This window comes from Agrobacterium sp. LY4 (assembly GCF_001526585.1).
GTDB classification, from domain to species: domain Bacteria; phylum Pseudomonadota; class Alphaproteobacteria; order Rhizobiales; family Rhizobiaceae; genus Agrobacterium; species Agrobacterium leguminum.
The window spans coordinates 175,749-196,162 of sequence record NZ_ASYA01000003.1 but is presented as its reverse complement, the minus strand read 5'-3'; the positions used below and the strand labels follow the sequence as shown (position 1 = coordinate 196,162).

Below are 20,414 nucleotides of genomic sequence, written 5' to 3'. Positions count from 1 at the left end.
ACTGCTACAGGCCGCCGGTCATGAAGAAGCGACGGGATTGGCATGCGCCGTCCGGTCCGGGGCGGCGATGAGAGACGTGATTGCATCGAGTGGCAGCGGCTTTGAAAACCCGCCCTGATGCGCCAGTTTTCCGGCAAGCGTTTGAACGGCTTCGTTATAGGGCGTCGGAACATTGTGAAGCCGGCCCAGCAGAACGATTTCGCCGTTGAGGAAATCCACTTCGCTCGAGGCTCCGCGCCTGAAACTCTGCCAGGTCGATTGCTGGCCCGGATGAATTCCGCTGTTCGGCGCAACCCGCCAGTTCGAAATGTCGACGGTTCGCTCGGAGGGCGAGGCAAGGGTGTAGCCTGCCGCTTCCAGCACATGGCGGGCCTCATCCACCAGAGCGGCGCTGATCCTGTCGTTCAGATCGGCCGAACCGTCGAAAAGTTCGAGGACGTTGCGAACGTTGTGAAGGAGCTTCGCTGCTTTCCAGCGGCGGATATCGTCGCTTGCCTCGGCAAGATATCCTGCCCTGTTCAGGTCCGCCGTGACCTGCGCGGTCACGGCATCCTGTCCAAGCGGAAAGCGCCCGACTGTCACGATGCCCAATTGCGGCTCGCCGCCCACCACCACCTTGCCGGTTTCGGTGAACCGCGCCGGTGTCAGAATGCTTGCACCATAGACCCGGGCAAATGTTCTCAGGGCATTCGCTTCTGTCGCCAGTCCGTTTTGAAAAGTGACGATAGGCAGATTTGCCGCTGCCGGTGTCGTCGCGTTCGAGACGCTTTGCCAGGACCAGAAGGCGAGCGCGCTTACGGCATCCTGAGCTTTCACCGTGAGCAGGAGGATATCGTCCGGCGTCAATTCCGGAAGATCCGTCAGGTCGAAAACCTTCAGATCGATCTGCCGCGTCTCCGCCGGGCGCTGGAAGGTGAGGCCGTGCTGCCTGATATGGCTTATTTGGGCGCCCCGCCCGAAAAGCGCATAATCAATGCCGGAAAGTGCGAACTGCGCTGCAAGGCTCGCGCCCACCGCGCCGGCGCCAATGATAACGTAACGTGGCATCTGTCGTTTCTCGTCCTGTCTTTTACACTCCGGATTTTCCGGAGGATTTCGGTTATTGATTGGTTCGGCGGTCTGTGCGGGCGGCGATTGAGGACGGTGGCGGGATGCGGTTCAGAAGCAGTCTGGAACGGATCGTAAGGCCTTCGAGAGGCATAAAGGAAGACCGGTCATTCTATATCTACTAATTTTATAGAAAATCAGTTCCCGAAATCGGCGATTTCGGGAGAGATTGCGCTGCCCCTGGCCGGCGCGTCGCATTGCCGAGCCGGAGGCGCCTCTGCGTTCAATACCGTCAGCCGCAACGGAGTTTATTTGATGCCGAAACCGAGGCGACGCAATGTCTGGCTCAGTTCCGCGCGACCCTTCAGCGCGGCGGCGTTCTCCACACGCTGGGCGATGGGCGCCGTCCAGCCGTTTTGCGGCAGGCCCTGTTTTTCCTGAAACACCTTCAGGACCTCATCGTAAGAATTGAGATCGTCGCGCGCCGGTTCCGAATAGGTTTCATGAAACAGAATGGATGATTGCGACAGGCGCGGTTTGACATCGGTTTTCACCGCCGGGTCGGGATAGCCGACCGTCAGGCCAAAGACGGCAACCGTCTCGGGGGGAAGGTTCAGTTCGCGGGACACGTCCTCCGGTCTGTTGCGGATACCGCCCACATAGCAGGAGCCAAGGCCGAGTGAATCAATCGCGGCAACAGCATTCTGCGCTGCCAGCGCCGCATCGATGGCGCCGATCAGGAAGCTTTCCAGATAATCCAGCCCTTCGCCCTTGTTTCCCTGGTTTGAAGCGACCGTGCGCAGCCGCTTCAGGTCGATAAGCCAGATGAGGAAAACAGGTGCATCCTTTATATGGGCATTGCCGCCCGTGAAGCCCGCTAGACGTGCCTTTCGCTCCTTGTCCTGAACCGCCACCACGCTCCACGCCTGAAGATTGGACGATGTCGGTGCAGATTGCGCGGCAGCGACCAGAAGTTCCAGGCTGCCCTGCGGTAGAGCTTTCGGCAGATAGGCGCGGGCGGTGCGGTGGTTCAGCAAGGCGTCAATGGTGTCATTCCAGAAAGGCGGAGAAAAATCGGCCTGCGCTCCATAGCGGGCTTCAACACGCTGCTGCGGTATTTCCAGTTTGGTAATCGGACTGGTCAAGGTCATCGCTAAGAAACTCCGTAATGCTGGTGATGGACCGCAGGGCCCATGGCGGGGATTGGAAAGCCTGTGAGGTGTATCATTTGATATGCTTCACCGACCCATCTGCCGAGCAATGTCCTACTCAATCCCGATTTTTCAGTGAAACAACATTTCCACGGGAATTCAAAACGAAACGCCAGTGCGATTTCCTCTCATTCGCCATCGGCCGCAGGGAAGCAACGAGGATTTGGGCAAAATGGATAATTCGGCACAAATTTTGGCGCGTGTTTGAATGCGTGCTGAAATAAAATTCTGCAAGAAATGTTTTCTTTGGCGGCAAAGAAGAATTTTCTTCTTATGGAAACCCTGATTTGCCCTGATGCTTTCGTCATCGAAACGACGTTTTCAAACGGGGATTTTCATGACGATAGGACGCCGCCAGTTCAACAGGATGCTTCTTCTGGCAACGGCAGGAACGGCCCTGCCGGGTTCGTTATTCGCAGCGAATGGCGACGCGGGCCGGCCCGTCTCCGGCGGCACGCTCAGGCTGCTCTATCGTGTCGATCCCGGCAACGCGCTTTTCGCCATCAACACCTCATCGGGGACCGGACAGGCAATCGGCCCGAAGATCGTTGAAGGTCTTCTGACATTCGATTTCGACCTCAAGCCGCAGCCGCTGCTGGCGACGGAATGGTCCGTTTCGGATGACCATCTTCGTTACACGTTCAAACTTCGCCCAAATGTGAAATGGCACGATGGTCGGGATTTCTCCTCGGAAGACGTCGCGTTTTCGATTTTCCGTCTGAAGGAAGCCCATCCGCGCGGCCGCATCACCTATCAGAACGTCGAGGCGGTGGAGACGCCGGATCCCCTGACCGCCATTATCGTGCTGTCCAAACCGGCGCCATTTCTGATTGCCGCGCAATCGAGTTCGGAATCGCCGATCGTGCCCAAGCATATTTTCGAAAAGCTGAAGCCAGCCGATGGCCAGACATTGCAGACCGCGGTTGGCACCGGTCCTTTCAGGCTGACGGAGTGGACGCCGGGCAGCCATCTGATTTTCGAACGAAATCCCGACTATTGGGATGCCGGCAAACCTTATCTCGATCGCATCATTCTGCGCATCATCACCGACCCGGCCGCGCGGGCGGTGGCGCTGGAAACGGGAGAAGTGGATATTGGCGACAACCCGGTGCCGCTGGCGGATCTCGAGCGATTGAAGCAGAATCCCGATCTCGTTCTGGATACGAACACCTATGCTTATGCGGGCCCGCAGCAGCAGCTGTTTTTCAATTACGATAACGAAGTCTTCCGCAAGAAAGATGTTCGTCTGGCTATTGCGAAGGCGATCAATCTCGATGAAATCGTCAATGTGGCGCTCTTCGGTTATGCGCAGATTTCGCCGAGCCCCGTCAGCACCGCCCTACCGAACTGGTATGATGCCTCCGTCAAGGCCCATGCCTATGATCCCCGGGAAGCGGAAAAATTGCTCGATGCGGCGGGATATCCCCGCAAGGGCGACGGCAAGCGTTTTCCGGTGCGGTTGACCTATAATTCCTATCTGACGCCTGGCTTTGCCGATGTCCTTCGCAGCCAGCTTGAAAAGATCGGCATCGCTGTCGAAATCCGCAAATACGACCTGCCGACCTATCTGAAGACGGTCTACACGGACCGCGCCTTTGATCTGGTGGTGGAATCCCTTTCCAACACCTTCGATCCGTCGCTCGGCATCCAGCGGGCCTACTGGAGCAAGAATTTCAAGATCGGGCTGCCCTTTTCCAACGCGGCCAACTACGCCAATCCGGAGGCGGATGCGCTTCTGGAGGCGGCGGCCATCGAGCCGGATCCGAAAAAGCGCTGGGTCACCTGGAGCAGGTTCCAGCATCTCATCCATGACGACGTCGCCTCGGTCGATCTTGTGGCGGCGGGAAGCCAGATCGTGGCGCACAGGCGCGTCCGGAACTACGTCACCGGCGCGCAGGGGCTGAACTGGAGTTTCGGCGATCTATGGCTCGATCCGACCGCTTGAAACCCGATGTGAAAAACCAGAATTTGTCAGGAGGATATGCAATGTCCGTACACGCCGTAACCAAAGACCGTCTCATCGAGTGGCTGACAGATGGCAGGGAACTTGCCGTTCTCGACATTCGCCCCGCAGAAGAGGTGGGGTATGCTTCTCCATTGTTTGCGACCAACCTTCCGGCTGAAAGGCTGGATGCGGAGATCGACCGCTTCATTCCGCGTCCCGTCGTGCGGACCGTTCTGGTGGACGATGGCAAGGGAAGCGCGGAGCAGGCGGCGGAACGGCTGGCCGCCAGAGGCTGGAGCGATATTCATTTTCTGCGGGGTGGAATTCCGGCATGGATCGACGGCGGCGTCGACGCCCTGCCGACATTCGATATTCCCGGCGTTCCTTTTGTCCAGAAGGTCCGGGGTGAAAAGAACACGCCCGTGGTTTTCGCCCGTGAACTGAAGGCGTGGCAGGAAGCCGGCGAAGATGTTGTCGTCATCGACACCCGCACCATAGCGGAATATGAAAAGGCGCATGTGCCGGGCGCCATCGGCGTACCCGGGGCCGAGCTTCTGCTGCGGTTTTCCGACCTCGTGCCATCACCCAAAACACGGGTTGTCGTCTCCTGCGCGGGCCTTCCCCGTGCTATCCTCGGCGCGCAGACCTTGATCGACGCCGGTGTTGAAAACGATGTCAGCTATTTGCACGATGGCACGCGCGGCTGGACGGATGACGGGTTCGAGCTGGAAACGGGGCGCTCGCAGACATATCCGTCCACCAGCGACGACGCGAAAAATATTGCGAAGGCGCGTCTGGAGGCATTTTCCCGCGATGACGGGCTGCAGTTCATCGATCGCGCCACGGCCGAGACATGGCTGCGGGACACGGCGCGAACGACCTATTTTCTCGACGTGAGAACACCGGAAGAATTCGCGGCCTCCCACCTTAAAGGTTCAATTTCTTCGGAAGGCGGCCAGCTTCTCGGTGTCGCCTATCGCACCATTGCCGTGCGCGGCGCACGGGTCATTCTGGTGGATGACCTGCTGGGCGCCCGCGCGAGGGTCGTTGCCCATTGGCTGAAACGCCGGGGCTTTGAAATCGCTCTTCACCTGCACGACTTCGAGCAGGGTGCCGAGGCGGCAGCCGCATAGGTTTTCCTGAAGGCTACCGTCACTTTCATGTCTTCGATTACCGCCGCGCCTATCCCGTTTCATGAAGAGCCGATCTGAGCTTTCGGCAGGCGCGGCGATGAGATTGCGAGGGGCAGTGCTGTTGCGGCCACCGGCACGATCAGTGCGGACCATGCTGCCCCGTAGCCAAGATGATCGACCAGAAGGCCGAATATATAGGGGCCGATTGCCATGACACCCAGGCAGATCGTGGAAGCGAAGGCAATCGTAGACGCTATCGAACCTTTCGGTGCGCTTTCGGCGATCTGAAGAAGATAAAGCGGAAACCACCCGATCCCGAATATTCCCAGCACGACAAGCACGACGAGGATAATCGGCGTCGGGGCGCCGATGGGCAGAGCCGCGAGGATTGCGGCCGCGCCTGCGGCTATGACAGATACCAGGCCGAAGGATTGCGTGCGAAGGCCGGGCCGGAAGCGGTCGCTGAGCCATGGCAGTAAAATCCGGCCAGGAATGCCCGCAAGCTGCGTTGCGGCAAACATCGACGATGCGGCAAAGAGGCCAAGTCGCAATCCATCCGCCATGAAGCCGATGACGTGTGCGGTGAGGGTGAATTGAAACGCGGACATGGCGATACCAAGCCGTAATACGGGCCAGAAGCTCGGATTCTGCCCAACCTCGCGGGCGAGTTTTGCCAGGGGAAGCGGGCGCTCGGTTTTTGCGGCCACATCGCCTCCCTCGCGATAGAGACCCCAGAAGAGTGCGGCGCCCATGACGGAAACACCGGCGCAGAGCCATGCTGCCGCATGCCATCCGTAACGAACCGCCATGAACGGGAGGAGGGCGGCCGCGATCATCGTTCCGAAAGGAACCGCAGCCTGCCGAAACCCTGTCGCTATGCCGCGTTTGGCAGGCGGGAACCAGCGCATGATCGCCCGCGTGCCGCCCGGTTGGACAGCGGCATAGGTGCCGCCCAGAAACGCGATGCACAAAAGCAGCGCGGGCAGGCTGTTTGCGAATGCTGCCGCGCAGGCCATCGCAAGCGCCATGCCGAGCATGGCAATGCCGACAATGCGGCGCTCGCCGTGAATATCGATGGCGCGGCCGAGCGTGAACATCGTCACGATCTGCACACCGTTCATGACCGTCACGGCCAGTGATGCGGATGCGAGGGAGATACCGAATGCTTCCCGCCAGAAGGGCACGAGGATGTAAATCCCCTGCGATACGAACGAGCCGGCGGTTTGCGTTGCGACGGCGACGGCAAGGACTGCCCAGATCCGGCGGTCGGCGGCGGGCGTGGGCGAGGTCGAGGAAATCTGTGAAGACACGAAAAGCTCCTATCGAGAGTTTTCGTGCAATAACGCTCGCGAGAAACCGATAGAATTAGGGGCTTGCGCATTTCAGCGATAACAGCTTGTTATGCAAAACATGCGCTCATTGGATCCCGAGGCCGTCGAGGCTTTTCTTCTCGTTGCCGAATTGCAGTCGTTCACACGGGTTGCAGGCGTGATGAACACGTCACAGGCCGCGATATCGCTGCGCCTGCGCCGGCTTGAGGACATGCTGGGGCATCGTCTCGTTGAACGGACGCCGCGCCGCGTGCGTTTGACGGCCGCCGGTGAACGCTTTCTGGAGCCCGCGCGGGCTTATGTCGCGGCTGGCCGTCGGGCGTTCGATGTCTTTGGGCAGGAGCCGACCCGTCTCGCGATCGGTTTCACGCATCATTTGATCGGGGCCGACCTGCCTCGGATACTCCGGGTGATCAGCGAGCGCGAGACGAGCGTTACGCTTCATCTGCGCACCGCCGGCACCAGGACCCTGCTTGAACTCTACGATGCCGGCGCGCTCGATGCGATCGTCGTGTTGCGGCATGACGATATCCGCCGCGATGGCGAGTTGCTGTTTCAGGAAAGCTTCGGCTGGTATTGCAGCGCGGATTTCGATCTGCCTTCGAACCTGCCGGTGCCGCTGGTGCTTCAACCGGAGCCCTGCAATTTGCGAGCCATGGCCCTTCGGGCGCTGGAGGCGGCAGACATCGCCTGGCGCGAGGTGTTCGTCGGAACCGGGGCAACGGCGGTGGGAGCGGCTGCGGAAGCCGGGATCGGCGTCGCACTGCTGGCGCGAAGTGTAGCGCCTGCCGGTCTGCGGGAGGTGAGGGACGGCCTGCTCCCAGAGCTTTCGAAACTGGACGTGGTGATGATTTCCGCGGTTACCGGCGATCACGCGAACGCCGTGCTGCGACGGATCACCCGGGCATTTCAGTCCCCTCGAGCCTGAATGGCCTATTTTCGAATTTCATCTTCGGCCGTGATTGAATCTCATTGGCAACCTTACTAACATGTTAGATACATGCATTGGAGGTTCGCTCATTGGTAGAGAAAAAGAAAAAGGATGGCCGTAGCCTGAGAAATGCGGAGGGGCACGTCAATCAGAGAGACCGCGCCTATTCCAGTTTCACGGAGCACCTTCTTTCCCGCCAGCTTCGCCCCGGACAATTCGTTTCGCAACGGCAATTGGTCGAGCTTACCCAGTTGCCGCTTGCGGCGATCCGTGAGCTGATCCCGCGCCTTGAGGCCGAAGGGCTGCTGGTGACGGTTCCGCAGCGTGGCATGCAGATCGCCCAGGTCGATCTCAATCTGGTGCAGGATGCATTTCAGGTCAGGCTGTTTCTGGAAAAGGAGGCGGTCCAGATATTTGCGAGGCTGGTTAGCGATGAGACGCTGGAGGCCATCCGGCAGGAACATCTGGATATCATCGATGCCTGCAATGCCGAACCGGACGCCAATCACGTCTCCAGAGCCCTTGTGGACAGGGCGCAGGAACTGGATTCCCGATTTCATCACGGCATGATCGATTCCCTGCAGAATTCGATCCTCACCAATATCTACCGTGTGAACGCTATAAAAATCCGGCTGATCCGCCAGGCGCATACGCAGCTCAATCCTCCGCTCGTCCTGCCCACGATGTACGATCACCTGAACCTTCTCGATGCGATTGCCTCACGCGATCCGGCCGCTGCCGCCGCCGCGATGGAGCAGCATATTCACAATGCCAAAAACCGTGCGATCGCGCGGTAGCCGCCCTTCTGGCGGGCCTTTCGGGCTGTTTCCCTATGCTTGGGGCAGCCACGCCAGAGCGTGACGTCCAATGAAACCGCTGGCGAATGCATAAAGGCGCCGCAGGTGGAATGTCACTATCAATCAAGGTAACATGTTAGCTATTGCGGCAGTGAAATTTTCCTGCTAGCTTCCGTCTGTCTTGAGGGAGGAGATGCGGTCGCGCAGCAAATCCGCGCCGACCGGGAGGGAGAGGTATGCGCCCGCATTCTCATCCGGGGGCGATACGTCATTGAGGAAAATAACCGAGATTTGGGAGGATATGATTGACATGAAATTTTTCAGAAACAGTCTGGCGGCGGCGTCAAAAGTGGCAGCCCTTGCATCATGTGTCGTTTTTACCGGTTCGATTGCGGGAGCCGCCGATTTCAACTGGCGCTCACAGGAAGGCCAGACAATAAATGTTCTGTTCACGAACCATCCCTGGCCGAATGCCATCAAGGATATGACCAGTGAATTCACGGAAAAGACCGGCATCAAGGTCCGCGTCGAGATTCTCAACGAAGACCCGATCCGCGCACGTCTGTCGACACTCATGCAGGCCAGGTCATCGGATGTCGATGCCTTCATTTCACTGAAAATCCGTGAGGGCGCGGTCTATAACAAGGCTGGCTGGTATGCCGATCTCAACCCGTTGCTGAAGGATGCGAGCCTGACGTCGCCGGATTTCAATTTCGAGGATTTCGGCGAGGGGCTGCGCAAGAACGAGATTTTTGATGGCAAGCTGACCGGCGTGCCGATCAATGTCGAAGGTCCGCTGTTCTACTGGCGCAAGGATATTTTCGCCAAGTGCAACGTTCCTGAACCGCAATATCTCGAAGACATTCCCGCCGCCGCAAAAACAATTTCGGAATGCGACAAGTCGGTCAACGCATGGACGGCGCGCGGCGTGCGCAATGCGATACCCTATCCGATGGCGTCTTTCGTCTTCAATCTTGGCGGCGACTTCAAGTCCGCGGACAAGACCAAGCCGGGCCTGTGCCAGGAAAAGACTATAGCCGGCCTGCAGATGTATGGCGATCTTCTGAAAACCTATGGCGCTGTCGGTGCTTCCAACCATTCCTTCCCGCAGGTCGTCGAGCTTCTCGGTCAGGGCAAGGTCGCCATGACGCATGAGTCCTCCAACGAATTCTCCAATATCGTCAAATTCCCCGGCCGCGCTGAAGATCTTGCCATCAAGGTGCTGCCGCCCGGCAAGGAAACCGGCATTTCCAAGCCCGTCGCCTTCGGCTGGGGTCTGTCGATGTCGAATTTCTCCAAACGCAAGGAGGCCACCTGGCTGTTCATGCAATGGGCAACGTCGCCGGAGATCGAGGCCCGTCTCATTCAGGCCGGTGTCGCACCGCCGCGCAGCTCGGTCTTTGACGGTGCGGATATGAAAAAATTCACCGACGAATTGCCGATCCGCAAGAGCTGGGCCGACGCCATCAGGCAGATCAGCAAAACCGGCACCGGCGACTACGCATCGCCGACCGACAAGGTGCCGCAGACCCGCGAGATCATCGGCAAGGTGGTTCAGGATTATCTGCTCGGCAACAATACGATCAAGGATGGTGCCTGCGAGGCGGACAAGGCCCTGCTCGCCCTGCAATAATTCGCCGGCTCCAGGAATTCCTCCCGGGAAATCCGGTTCCGTGCTGCAAAGTCCGGAGCCGGATCCCCGGCGGGAAATATTGCTCTCCCCAATCGTTGCACAGGCCGCCGGTCAGTTTCACGGCGTGCGGTCTGGCGCGGCTTGGGGCAAGCAATTGCAGACACAAATATCATTTTCATGAGGGATCCCCGTGTGATGACCGCTCCGATGCCTTCCCGCATCTCCGGCCCTGGCCAGACCGTTCTTTCCTTTCGCTGGATGATGGCGCCCGCCGTGGCATTCGTCGGCTTGATGATCGTTTTCCCCATTCTTTATGCGATCTGGCTTTCGCTGCGCGAAAACTCGCTCGGCATGGACGACCGTTTCGTCGGTCTTGCGAATTATCTCGAGCTGCTTTCCGACGGGGAATTTCACAACGCTTTCATACTGACATGGGTGCTTTATGGACTCGCGCTCGCCATGCAGATGGTGATCGGCACCTGGCTTGGTTTCACTCTCAACCGGGTGCGTAGCGCGCGCAATCTCGTTCGCACGGTGGCTGTCATGCCCTTCATGATGCCGCCGGTGGTCGTGGGCATGATGGCGATCGTCATTCTCGATCCGGCCGTCGGCGTTGCGAACTGGCTGCTCGGGGAGGTGGGGATCGGTCCGAGCCTCTGGCTCGCCGATCCCAAGTGGGTCCTTCTGACGGTTGCCGCCGTCGACACATGGCAATGGTCGCCGCTGATCGGACTTCTGGTTCTGGGCGGCCTTCAATCCCTGCCGACGAAGGTGTTCGAGGCGGCGGAGATCGATGGCGTCATCGGCTGGAAGAGGCTCGTTCACATCACCCTGCCGTTGCTTGCACCGACGCTCCTGTCCGCCGCGATCCTGCGCTCGGTCGATCTACTGCGTTTCTTCGACGTGATCTACATCACCACGCGCGGCGGGCCGGGCAATGCGTCGACCACGCTCAATATCTACGCCTACCAGCAGGGCTTCGAGTTTTCCCGTTTCGGCTACGCCTCGGCCGGCATGATCACGCTCGCGGCCGTCGTCATGGTCACCGTCGTCGCCTTTTCCCGGCTGCGACAGGCCGTCACCTGGTAAATCGAGGAGGAATTTTCATGCACGAACACGAGGCATATCAGCCTTCCCTTGCCGAAAGACTGCGCGGCGGCCTCAGCACCGCCATTCTGGTCATCGCCGCGATCACCCCGATCCTCTGGATGATCCTGTCGTCCTTCAAGGATCGTTACGAGGTGACGAAGCTGCCGCCGAGCCTCTTTTTCACACCCACCTTGGACAATTACCGGCAGCTTTTCGAGCGCACGGAATTTCTGTCCAATACGCTGAATTCGCTCATCGTTTCGACGGGCGCGACATTGCTCGGCATACTGCTCGCATTTCCGGCGGCCTTTGCTGTCTCCTGGCACCGCACCACATGGCCCGCGACACTGGCGCTGTTTTCACGCATGGCGCCGGGCACGCTGTTCCTGCTGCCCTGGTTCATCATCTTTTCCGAACTCGGGCTTGTCGGTTCCTACACGGTGTTGATCCTGACCCATGCCGTCATCGCCATGCCGGTCGCCCTCTGGACGATGCTGCCCTATTTCGACGCCATGCCGCGTGAACTGGTGGAAGCCGCCCAGATGGACGGTTGCCGCCCGCTGTCTGTGCTCTGGCGCATCGTTCTTCCGGTGGTCATGCCCGGCGTGGTGGTGTCATCCATTCTCTGCTTCATCTTCACCTGGAACTATTTCCTGTTCGCTCTGGCGCTCTCCGGCTTCGACACCAAGACCGCCATCGTCGCGTCGTTCAATTTCATCGGCGAGGGCGTCACCAACTGGGGGGCGCTGATGGCCGCCGCAACCATGATCGCTCTTCCGCCGCTCATTCTTACCCTGCTCGTCCAGCGCCGCCTTGTCGCGGGCCTGTCCGCAGGGGCAGTCAAAGGATAATTCCATGGCCACTCTTTCCATTCAGAACGTCGTCAAGGCTTACGGCGCACACCGTGTCATCCATGGCCTCTCCTTTGATATTGTCGATGGCGAATTCATTGTCTTCGTCGGCCCTTCCGGCTGCGGAAAATCGACGCTGCTGCGCATGATTGCCGGCCTGGAGAATTTTCAGGAGGGTTCGATCTCCATTGACGGAACGGTCGTCAACAGGCTTCGTCCCTGGGAGCGGGATGTGGCGATGGTGTTTCAGGAATATGCGCTTTATCCGCATATGACCGTGGAAAAGAACATCGGCTTTGCCCTGCGGATGAACGGTGTGCCGGAGGCGCAGGTGAAGCAGCGCGTCGACGACGTGTCGCGCACCCTGCAGCTTACCCATCTGCTGAAGCGACGCCCGCGCGAGCTTTCCGGTGGCCAGCGCCAGCGTGTGGCGATGGGGCGCGCCATGGTGCGCGGACCGAAGGTTTTTCTCTTCGATGAGCCGCTCTCCAATCTCGACGCGCAGTTGCGTGTCGATCTGCGTGCGGAAATCAAGCAGCTTCACCAGCGGCTCGGCAGCACCATGATCTATGTCACCCACGATCAGGTGGAAGCCATGACCATGGCCGATCGTATCGTCGTGCTGAAAGACGGTCATATCCAGCAGATCGGTGCGCCGCAGGAGCTTTACCGCAACCCGAGAACCCGTTTCGTCGCCGGTTTTATCGGGGCGCCGGCCATGAATTTCCTGCCCGTGCAGCTTTCGAAGGGTGTTGCAACCCTGCCGGATGGTACGCGCATCCCCGTTTCGGTCGAACGCCGGGACTATGAAGGTGCAGCGGAACTCGGCGTGCGGCCAGAACATCTTTCGCTGGATTCGGCCCATCGGGCTTCGTTGTCCGCCACGATTTCCGGTCCCGTTCAACTGATCGAACCATTGGGGGCCGACACGCTCGCCTTGCTGGATATTGCCGGCAACCGGCTGAATTGCCGCCTGCCGGGCGATATGGCGCCTGCGCCGGGCGAAATCCTGACCGTCAGTTTCGATCCTGATCGCTGCGTTCTGTTCGATCAGGCCGGTGCACGTATTTAATTCCGATTTTCCGAGAGACACTGCAATGAGCAAGACCGTACTGGTAACGGCAACGAATTATTCCCGCTATTGCGCGGACGCCAAGGCGATGCTGGAGGCGGAAGGTATCGACGTCGTTGAAAACGGCTTCGGGCGGCCGATGACATTTGACGAATTATCGGCAAGACTTGGCGATGTCGATGCCGTTATCGCCGGTGTCGATACCTGGAACGACCGTGTTTTCGACCTTGCCCCGCGACTGAAGGCGATCGCGCGTTTTGGTGTCGGTGTCGATAATATCGATATCGATGCGGCCCACCGGCATGGCATCGCGGTGACGAATGCGCCGGGCGGCAATGCCAATGCGGTGGCCGAACTGACGCTTGGGCTGATCCTTTCGGCAATGCGCCGGATACCCTATCTGCACGATGCCTTGCGCGGTGGCGCATGGGACCGTTTCGTCGGGCAGGAACTGATCGGCCGCCGCGTCGGTCTCCTCGGTTTCGGTAACATCGCCCGCAAGATCGCGCGCAAACTCTCCGGTTTCGATGTGGAGGTGATCGCTTACGACAAGTTTCCCGACCAGGCTGCCGCAACGAAGCTTGGTGTGCGGATGTGCGAGATGGATGAGGTGCTTTCGTCTTCAGACATTCTCGTGATGATGATGCCAAGCCTGCCGGAGACACGCCGTCTCATGGATGCAGGCCGTTTTGCCCGGATGAAACCCGGCTCGATTTTCATAAACACGGCACGCGGCGCCCTTGTGGATGAGAAGGCGCTTTACGACGCCATCGTCAGCGGCCATCTTCAGGCAGCGGCGATCGATGTTTATGAGATGGAGCCTGCCTTGCCCGATAATCCGCTCTTCACCCTGCCGCAGATCGTCACCACGCCGCATACGGCCGCGGAAACCTATGAAACCTACACGTCTATCGGCCGGATTACCGCCGAGGCCGTGATCGATGTGCTCGCGAACCGCCAGCCACGCAACCAGCTCTGATCCACGCCGGCAAGGCTTCCGCATCGGAATGCCGGAACCACATATGTTTGACAGGACGAAAACAATGACCAAGCGTATCGAAGGTATCATTCCCGTGATGATCACCCCCTTCAGGGGCGGCAAGATAGATTTCGAGGGCGTCGCGAATCTCGTGGAATGGTACATCGCCAATGGATCGGACGCGCTGTTTGCCGTTTGCCAGTCTTCTGAGATGATGTTCCTCACCCTTGAGGAGCGCGTGGAACTGGCTGCTTTTGTTAAGAAGGCCGCAGCCGGCCGCATTCCCGTTATTGCCTCGGGCCATATCAGCGAGGCGCTTGAAGATCAGCAGAAAGAGCTCAATGCCATCGCGCAGACGGGTGTTGACGGCATGGTGCTTGTCACCAACCGGCTGGATGCCCGGCAGCAGGGCGGCTCGAAGTTTCTCGACGATCTCGGCTGGCTCCTCGAGCGTCTGCCTTCCGACCTGCCGCTTGGTCTCTACGAATGCCCGGCTCCCTATCGCCGTCTCATGACCGATGCCGAAATTTCCTTCTGCGCCAATAGCGGTCGCTTCGTTATCCTCAAGGATGTCTCCTGTGATCTTGAAACGGTCAAGCGGCGTGTAGCGCTCACCGCGAATACGCCGCTCGCCATCGTCAACGCCAATGCGGCGATTGCATTCGACGCCATGAAAGCGGGATCGCGCGGTTTCACCGGGGTCTTCACCAATTTCCATCCCGATCTCTACAAATGGCTGCTGACGGAAGCCGGCCGGCAACCGGAACTGGCTGACGAGCTGTCGGTCTATCTGGCGCTCGCCGCCATGGCGGAGCCAATGGGCTATCCCAAACTGGCTAAGCTCTATCACCAGCGCCTCGGCACCATAAGCGACATCGAAAGCCGCGCGGTGACGTTCGATATTCAGGAGCGTTTCTGGGCGATAGAGGCTCTTCTGGACAAGATCATGCAGGGCACGGAGGAATTCCGGCGGCGCATATCCAGGTAGCGGCGTCCCCCGTCATCAACAGGCAGACAAATGGGGAAAACAGTTCTGCCGGCCATGTCATGTCATGCCCAGCCTTTCAGCGCCCGCCCGGAATAATAGCTGGGCGTGGTGGCGCGGTAGATCGGTATGCTGGCGGCGCCCAGATGAGGCAGGTCGCTCATGATCGATTTGCGAATTTCCGGCGGCTCGACGAAAAAATCCTCGCCGAGTATTTCCAGAGAACCGATACGCCGCACGATATGTTCGAGAATCCAGTCCGGCAGCGATCCACCGAAAATGATGGCTGCCGGATCCATCGTGCGGGCGACCGTCAATGAAAGCAGACGAAGCTGGTCCGTTGCCCGCTCCAGCCAGGACACCACGGCGGGATGGTCGGCATAACTTTCGTCAATGTCCTTCAGGCGTCGAATGCCAATGCCTTGAGCAGCCAGAGTGTCGCATAGGTCCTGTCCCGAGGGGCGGGGATGGGATTTCGGAAACAGCCCGCCGAACTCGCCGGCATTGCCATTTGTGCCGCGATAGAGATGGCGCTGCACCACCAGGGCTCCACCGATGCCATATGTCAGCCAGATCATCGCGAAATTGCGAATGTTGCGGCCTGCACCGTAATAGAGCTCGGAAAGAATGACGGTATTGCCGTCATTTTCGTGAAAGACCGGGAAATCGAAATAGGGCTGGAAGTCCTGGTCGACGTCGATGTCGCGCCAGCTTTCGAACTGCTTGATGCGGAAGACATGGCCGCGATCCCGCTTGAAATGGCCGGGAAAGCTGATGCCGCAGCCCAGCACATCTTTCTTTCTTATCTTCGCTTTTTCAAGCACTTGCCGGGCCGCCGCCTCGGCCATCTCCATAATATGCTCGAAACTGTGCCCTTCCAGTTCCGATCTGATTTCCTGTCTTATCGTGCCGTTGAGATCGGCCACGCAGACACGCAGATCGTCTGGATTGAAGTAGACCCCCAGCGTGAAAAGCCCGTTCGGGTTGATTTCGATGGCGGTGGAAGGTTTCCCCCGTTTGCCGTCATTGCGGGCCTCCTCCGCTTCGACGATGAGGCCGGATTCCAGGAGATTGGCCGTCAGGCGGGTAAGGGTCGGTGCGGAAACATCCATCTCCCGCGCCAGCTCGATACGCGACATGCCTCCCTTGCCGCGCAAAATCTCGAGCAGACGCCGCTCATTGTAGCCGAGATCGATCAAACAAGTCTCCCCGCGAGAAGTTACGCCGGATGATTAGCGCAAATCGTGCGATTGTACACCTCGTTTTGCCGGAAAACCTGCCGCCGAAAGCGGATGACTGAGAGTGAGAATCATAAAAAATTGTGGTTTTTCAATTGGATATTTTATTTTCGCACTCAAAATAAATTCCGGCTTGACTAATTAATTTACGTAAAGAAAATAAATAATAGGCAGCGGGTGGCGACAGGCAAAATCAAAAAGAAATCATGTCGCAGGGCCGGTCTGTCAGGGAACAAAAAAAACGGAGCCCCCTTATGCGTAAATCATGCACTATTTTCGCGCGCCTTTTTGCCGGCGCCACTTTCCTCGCCAGCGCGGCTTTCGCTCATGCCGAAGGTGCCGTCGTGGTCTATTCCGCCGCCCCGCAGCAGCTCATGGACGAGTTGCTGCCTATGTTCGAAAAGAAAACCGGCACCAAGGTCGAGCTTGTCAAAGCCGGGTCCGGCGAGCTGATGAACCGCATCAAGGCGGAGAGCGGCAAGGCGGCGGGCGATGTGATCTGGAGCGTCGACGGGACGGTCATCGATTTCTCCGCCGACCTTTTCGAGCCATACAAGCCGGTTGAGGCTGCGTCGATCAACCCTGCCTTTTCACCGAGCGCGAACTGGGTGCCTTTCACGGCTGTCGTTACGGCCTTTATCGTCAATAAGGAGGCCCTGAAAGGCGCTCCCGTTCCGACGTCCTGGGCCGATCTCGCAAAGCCGGAATATAAGGGCCTGATTTCGTCGGCCCGCGCCGATCAGTCCGGCTCGGCCTATATTCAGATGGCGACGGTATTGCAGGATTTCGACAGCGAGGAAAAAGGCTGGGAAATTTATACCGGCATCCTCGGCAACTCGGTTCTTTCCACTTCTTCAGGCGCGGTGCCGCGTTTCGTCAACGATGGCGAACAGGCCGTTGGCATTACGCTGGAAGATGCCGCGCTGCGCTACAAGCTCGGCAGCGCGCCGGTCGAAATCGTTTATCCGAAAGAGGGTACGGCAATCGCGCCTGACGGCATGGCGCTCGTGAAGGGAGCGCCGAATGCCGGCAATGGCAAGGCCTTCATCGATTTCATCGTCTCCAAGGAAGCGCAGGAAATCGTGGTGAAGGCGGGTCGTCGCTCGGTTCGAACCGATGTTCCCGCTAATTCGGCACTCGTTCCGCTGTCCGATGTTCCAGACGCGAAATACGATTTCAAATGGGCTGCGGACAACCGCGCGCGCCTGATGGAAAAGTGGAACGAGACATTGCTCGACGTTCAGTAAGATAATTGCCGGGGACGGCGCAGAAGCGGCCGTCCCCCCTTTATCCCGTTCACAATTCGCTTTCGTTTTGTCCAGCGTGGTCACGGGCCGTGCAGGATCTGTCATGGAGCAGCACATGGCCGCCGTGGAAATCACCAGCATCAAGAAGAGTTACCGGGATGTCGTTGCCCTTTCCGACATCAATATCTCCATCCCCTCGGGATCGTTTTTTACGCTTCTCGGTCCGAGCGGATGCGGCAAGACGACCCTCCTGCGCACGATAGCCGGGTTTCATCAGCAGGATAGCGGCAGTATCAGCATCGAAAGACAGGCGATCGAACATGTGCCTGCGCACAAGCGCGATGTCGGCATGGTTTTTCAGGATTATGCGGTCTTTCCGCATATTTCCGTATTCGACAACATCGCCTTCGGTTTGAAGCAGCGCAAGGCGTCTTCCGCGGAGATTCGCGAACGCGTCGGCAAGATTCTCGACATCGTGCAGCTCGCTCCCTACGCCAAGCGCATGCCGCATGAATTATCCGGCGGTCAGCAGCAGCGTGTCGGCCTGGCGCGTGCGCTCGTCATCAATCCGAAAGTGCTGTTGATGGACGAGCCACTATCCAACCTCGATGCGAAACTGCGCGTGGATCTGCGGCGCGAGCTGCGCGAAATCCAGCAGGCCATGAACATTACCACGGTTTATGTGACCCATGATCAGGAGGAGGCGCTTGCCATGTCCGATCTGGTCTGCGTGATGTATGGCGGCGTCATCCAGCAGGCCGCAGCGCCCTGGGAAGTCTATAACAACCCCGCCAACCGTTTCGTCGCCTCCTTCGTGGGGGCAAACAACTTCCTGACGCTGGATCGTTCGGGTGGGCAGATATCCATTTCCGGGCACAGTGTGGGGCTGCCGCAGGTCGACGCCATTGCGCCGCAACGAACGGTCGTTGCCGCCATCCGTCCCGAAGCGATTACCGTCGGCTCGCCCGCGACCGAAGATAAACGCCGCATCGAACTGCCTGTCACCATAAGGCAGGTCAGCTTCACCGGCCGCGAGATGAATGTTGCCGCGGTGCTGTCGTCGGGAGAGGAAATCGAGGCGATCACCAAGCCGTCGCCCGATATCATCGCCCTTCAGCCCGGCCAGAAAACGGTTTTCTCCTGGGCTGCGGGCGATACCAAGCTCTTCGGTGAGGGCGTTACCGGGGAGCGCCTGTCATGACGGATATGACCGCGACCGCAACCACGGGCGGCTTCCGCCTGAGACTGCCGGGCTTCTGGACCAGCGTGACGGCATTTGCCGTTGTCATACTGGCGATCTTTTTGATCCTGCCCATTTTCAGCGTGTTCTTCATCAGCTTCTTCGACGCCAAGACGGGTGACTTCGGTTTCGGCAACTATGTTCAGGTGCTGACGCGGCGTTTTTATACCGTGGCATTGTGGAACACGCTTGTCATCGGCGTGCTCGGCATGTTGGGGGCCTGCCTGCTCGGTATTCCGCTTGCCTTCTGCACCTCGCGTTACCGCATCAAGGGCCGCACCTTCATTGCCACCTTCGCGGTGCTGGTTCTGTGCGCGCCGCCCTTCATCGGCGCCTATGCCTGGATCATGCTGTTCGGCGCCAACGGTGCGGTCACCAATCTCCTGTCTTTCGCCGGCATTTCACTGCCGACCATCTACGGGATACCGGGCATCGTGATGGTCTTCAGCCTGAAGTTCTTTCCCTATATCTTCCTGATGACGGAAAATGCGCTGAACACCATCAACAAATCCTATGAGGATGCGGCGGAAAATCTCGGCTGCACGGCGTTCGAACGCTTCCGCAAGATCACCTTGCCGCTGGTGTTTCCGGCAGTCAGCACCGGCGCGATCATCTGCTTCGTATTGTCCATTGCAGACTTCGGAACTCCGGCAATCCTCGGCAAGGGCATCAGGACGCTCTCGACCATTGCCTATGCGCAATATACCTCCGAAATGGCCGGCACGCCGACCATGGCAGTCACGATTTCCATGGTGATGATCGCCATTTCCATGGCCGCACTTCTGTTGCAGCGGCACATTCTCGCCAAGCGCCGTTATGCCAGCTCATTGACCAACCGGCCGGTAAAGCGCTCCATGCGCCCGCTGAAATCGTTTATCGTGCACGGTTTCTGCTATCTGGTTGTCTTTGTCGCCATGCTGCCGTCCCTTACGGTCATCTACACATCGTTCCTCGCAACGAACGGTCCCGTCTTCACAGGCGGTTTCGGGTTGGACAGCTATGCCCGCATTCTTCGCGATTCACCGCAGGCGATTGCCAACAGCTTCACCTTTGCGATTGCCGCCGTGGTGTTGATCGCCATCGTTTCCGGCCTGCTCTCTTTCATCGTGGTCAGGCGGGATAATGCAGTATCGGGCTCGCTCGATCTTCTGCTGATGGTGCCCTATCTGATACCCGGCGTCGTCATGGCGATCGGCTACGTCACGACGTTCCGTTATCCGCCTTTTGACATTACCGGCACGGCACTCATCATCATCCTGCTGGTGTTTATCCGCCGCCTGCCTTACGGCGTCCGCTCCACGACCTCGATCCTGCGGCAGATCAAGCCTTCCATCGAGGAGGCTGCGGTCAATCTAGGCGCTTCGCCGGCAAAGACGTTCATATCGGTGACGGTGCCGCTGATGTTGCCGGGTCTCATCATCGGTTCCTTGATGAGCTTCATCACCGCCATCAACGAATTGTCCTCGACGCTGATCCTTTACACGGCGCGGACGATTACGATGCCTGTGCTGATCTATATTCAGGTGATTGACGGCGAGTTCGGCACGGCCGCGGCTCTTTCCACCTTACTTCTCGTCAGCACCGGACTTTGCGTCTTCGTCGTCTTCCGGCTTTCGGAAGACAAGGAAGCCTCTTTCGTCTGAAACCATCCAAATATCATTCAAAACTGCAGCAGCGGCGACCCA

Annotated in this window: 17 protein-coding genes; 13 read left to right on the top strand and 4 right to left on the bottom strand. The window is 58.7% G+C overall.

Annotated elements, in window-relative coordinates; all coding sequences use genetic code 11:
• Positions 1–18 precede the first annotated feature (18 nt).
• Together L904_RS06100 and L904_RS06095 are read right to left on the bottom strand one after the other, a co-directional pair.
• A complete protein-coding gene (locus L904_RS06100; protein ID WP_020812384.1) occupies positions 19–1,047 on the bottom strand; it encodes a ketopantoate reductase family protein in 1,029 nt (342 codons plus the stop codon).
• A gap of 308 nt (positions 1,048–1,355) precedes the next feature.
• The gene (locus tag L904_RS06095; protein ID WP_020812383.1) at positions 1,356–2,198 is read right to left on the bottom strand and encodes an NADPH-dependent oxidoreductase; all 843 of its coding nucleotides are present in this window, start codon (positions 2,196–2,198) and stop codon (positions 1,356–1,358) included.
• Positions 2,199–2,595: 397 nt separating this feature from the next.
• On the opposite strand from L904_RS06095, the gene L904_RS06090 reads away from it, so the two are divergent.
• Both L904_RS06090 and L904_RS06085 read left to right on the top strand, forming a co-directional pair.
• On the top strand, positions 2,596–4,203 hold the full coding sequence (locus L904_RS06090; protein ID WP_031234335.1) for an ABC transporter substrate-binding protein: 1,608 nt from the start codon (positions 2,596–2,598) through the stop codon (positions 4,201–4,203).
• 41 nt (positions 4,204–4,244) lie between these two features.
• Positions 4,245–5,336: a rhodanese-like domain-containing protein gene (locus tag L904_RS06085; RefSeq protein ID WP_020812381.1), complete on the top strand. Its 1,092-nt coding sequence runs from the start codon at positions 4,245–4,247 to the stop codon at positions 5,334–5,336.
• Positions 5,337–5,395: 59 nt separating this feature from the next.
• On the opposite strand, the gene L904_RS06080 is transcribed toward L904_RS06085, so the two are convergent.
• Complete coding sequence (locus L904_RS06080) at positions 5,396–6,646, bottom strand: MFS transporter (RefSeq protein WP_020812380.1); 1,251 nt, start codon at positions 6,644–6,646, stop codon at positions 5,396–5,398.
• Between the two features lie 91 nt (positions 6,647–6,737).
• Between L904_RS06080 and L904_RS06075 the strand changes: the two genes are divergently transcribed.
• From L904_RS06075 to L904_RS06040, 8 genes are all read left to right on the top strand, one after another.
• A complete protein-coding gene (locus L904_RS06075) occupies positions 6,738–7,595 on the top strand; it encodes a LysR family transcriptional regulator (RefSeq protein WP_031234334.1) in 858 nt (285 codons plus the stop codon).
• A 92-nt stretch (positions 7,596–7,687) separates the two neighbouring features.
• Positions 7,688–8,395: a GntR family transcriptional regulator gene (locus tag L904_RS06070; RefSeq protein WP_020812378.1), complete on the top strand. Its 708-nt coding sequence runs from the start codon at positions 7,688–7,690 to the stop codon at positions 8,393–8,395.
• Between the two features lie 310 nt (positions 8,396–8,705).
• Positions 8,706–10,028, top strand: a complete 1,323-nt coding sequence (locus L904_RS06065) for an extracellular solute-binding protein (protein WP_020812376.1) — start codon at positions 8,706–8,708, stop codon at positions 10,026–10,028.
• A 195-nt stretch (positions 10,029–10,223) separates the two neighbouring features.
• Positions 10,224–11,117 carry a carbohydrate ABC transporter permease gene (locus L904_RS06060; protein WP_020812375.1) on the top strand — a complete coding sequence of 298 codons (894 nt, stop codon included), beginning with the start codon at positions 10,224–10,226 and terminating at the stop codon, positions 11,115–11,117.
• A gap of 17 nt (positions 11,118–11,134) precedes the next feature.
• Entirely contained in the window at positions 11,135–11,968 is an 834-nt protein-coding gene (locus L904_RS06055; protein ID WP_020812374.1) for a carbohydrate ABC transporter permease, read from the top strand.
• A 4-nt stretch (positions 11,969–11,972) separates the two neighbouring features.
• Positions 11,973–13,040 (top strand): ABC transporter ATP-binding protein, encoded by a 1,068-nt coding sequence (locus L904_RS06050; RefSeq protein ID WP_020812373.1) that lies wholly within the window; start codon positions 11,973–11,975, stop codon positions 13,038–13,040.
• A 25-nt stretch (positions 13,041–13,065) separates the two neighbouring features.
• Positions 13,066–14,019, top strand: a complete 954-nt coding sequence (locus L904_RS06045) for a phosphoglycerate dehydrogenase (protein WP_020812372.1) — start codon at positions 13,066–13,068, stop codon at positions 14,017–14,019.
• Between the two features lie 64 nt (positions 14,020–14,083).
• Complete coding sequence (locus tag L904_RS06040; RefSeq protein ID WP_020812371.1) at positions 14,084–15,007, top strand: dihydrodipicolinate synthase family protein; 924 nt, start codon at positions 14,084–14,086, stop codon at positions 15,005–15,007.
• A gap of 62 nt (positions 15,008–15,069) precedes the next feature.
• On the opposite strand, the gene L904_RS06035 is transcribed toward L904_RS06040, so the two are convergent.
• Complete coding sequence (locus L904_RS06035) at positions 15,070–16,203, bottom strand: ROK family transcriptional regulator (RefSeq protein WP_020812370.1); 1,134 nt, start codon at positions 16,201–16,203, stop codon at positions 15,070–15,072.
• A gap of 293 nt (positions 16,204–16,496) precedes the next feature.
• Between L904_RS06035 and L904_RS06030 the strand changes: the two genes are divergently transcribed.
• The 3 genes from L904_RS06030 (at position 16,497) to L904_RS06020 (ending at position 20,372) form a co-directional block, all read left to right on the top strand.
• Positions 16,497–17,489, top strand: coding sequence for an ABC transporter substrate-binding protein (locus L904_RS06030; RefSeq protein ID WP_020812369.1), 993 nt, complete (start codon positions 16,497–16,499; stop codon positions 17,487–17,489).
• 103 nt (positions 17,490–17,592) lie between these two features.
• Positions 17,593–18,690 (top strand): ABC transporter ATP-binding protein, encoded by a 1,098-nt coding sequence (locus L904_RS06025; RefSeq protein ID WP_020812368.1) that lies wholly within the window; start codon positions 17,593–17,595, stop codon positions 18,688–18,690.
• A complete protein-coding gene (locus L904_RS06020) occupies positions 18,687–20,372 on the top strand; it encodes an iron ABC transporter permease (RefSeq protein WP_020812367.1) in 1,686 nt (561 codons plus the stop codon). Before L904_RS06025 ends, L904_RS06020 begins: the two co-directional genes overlap by 4 nt.
• The last annotated feature ends 42 nt before the right edge of the window (positions 20,373–20,414 follow it).

Bases quoted from the DNA above. Each gene is read 5' to 3' on its own strand.
- L904_RS06100 (WP_020812384.1), bottom strand. From the start codon at position 1,047: ATGCCACGTTACGTTATCATTGGCGCCGGCGCGGTGGGCGCGAGCCTT.
- L904_RS06095 (WP_020812383.1), bottom strand. From the start codon at position 2,198: ATGACCTTGACCAGTCCGATTACCAAACTGGAAATACCGCAGCAGCGT.
- L904_RS06090 (WP_031234335.1), top strand. From the start codon at position 2,596: ATGACGATAGGACGCCGCCAGTTCAACAGGATGCTTCTTCTGGCAACG.
- L904_RS06085 (WP_020812381.1), top strand. From the start codon at position 4,245: ATGTCCGTACACGCCGTAACCAAAGACCGTCTCATCGAGTGGCTGACA.
- L904_RS06075 (WP_031234334.1), top strand. From the start codon at position 6,738: ATGCAAAACATGCGCTCATTGGATCCCGAGGCCGTCGAGGCTTTTCTT.
- L904_RS06065 (WP_020812376.1), top strand. From the start codon at position 8,706: ATGAAATTTTTCAGAAACAGTCTGGCGGCGGCGTCAAAAGTGGCAGCC.
- L904_RS06060 (WP_020812375.1), top strand. From the start codon at position 10,224: ATGACCGCTCCGATGCCTTCCCGCATCTCCGGCCCTGGCCAGACCGTT.
- L904_RS06055 (WP_020812374.1), top strand. From the start codon at position 11,135: ATGCACGAACACGAGGCATATCAGCCTTCCCTTGCCGAAAGACTGCGC.
- L904_RS06050 (WP_020812373.1), top strand. From the start codon at position 11,973: ATGGCCACTCTTTCCATTCAGAACGTCGTCAAGGCTTACGGCGCACAC.
- L904_RS06045 (WP_020812372.1), top strand. From the start codon at position 13,066: ATGAGCAAGACCGTACTGGTAACGGCAACGAATTATTCCCGCTATTGC.
- L904_RS06040 (WP_020812371.1), top strand. From the start codon at position 14,084: ATGACCAAGCGTATCGAAGGTATCATTCCCGTGATGATCACCCCCTTC.
- L904_RS06030 (WP_020812369.1), top strand. From the start codon at position 16,497: ATGCGTAAATCATGCACTATTTTCGCGCGCCTTTTTGCCGGCGCCACT.
- L904_RS06025 (WP_020812368.1), top strand. From the start codon at position 17,593: ATGGAGCAGCACATGGCCGCCGTGGAAATCACCAGCATCAAGAAGAGT.
- L904_RS06020 (WP_020812367.1), top strand. From the start codon at position 18,687: ATGACGGATATGACCGCGACCGCAACCACGGGCGGCTTCCGCCTGAGA.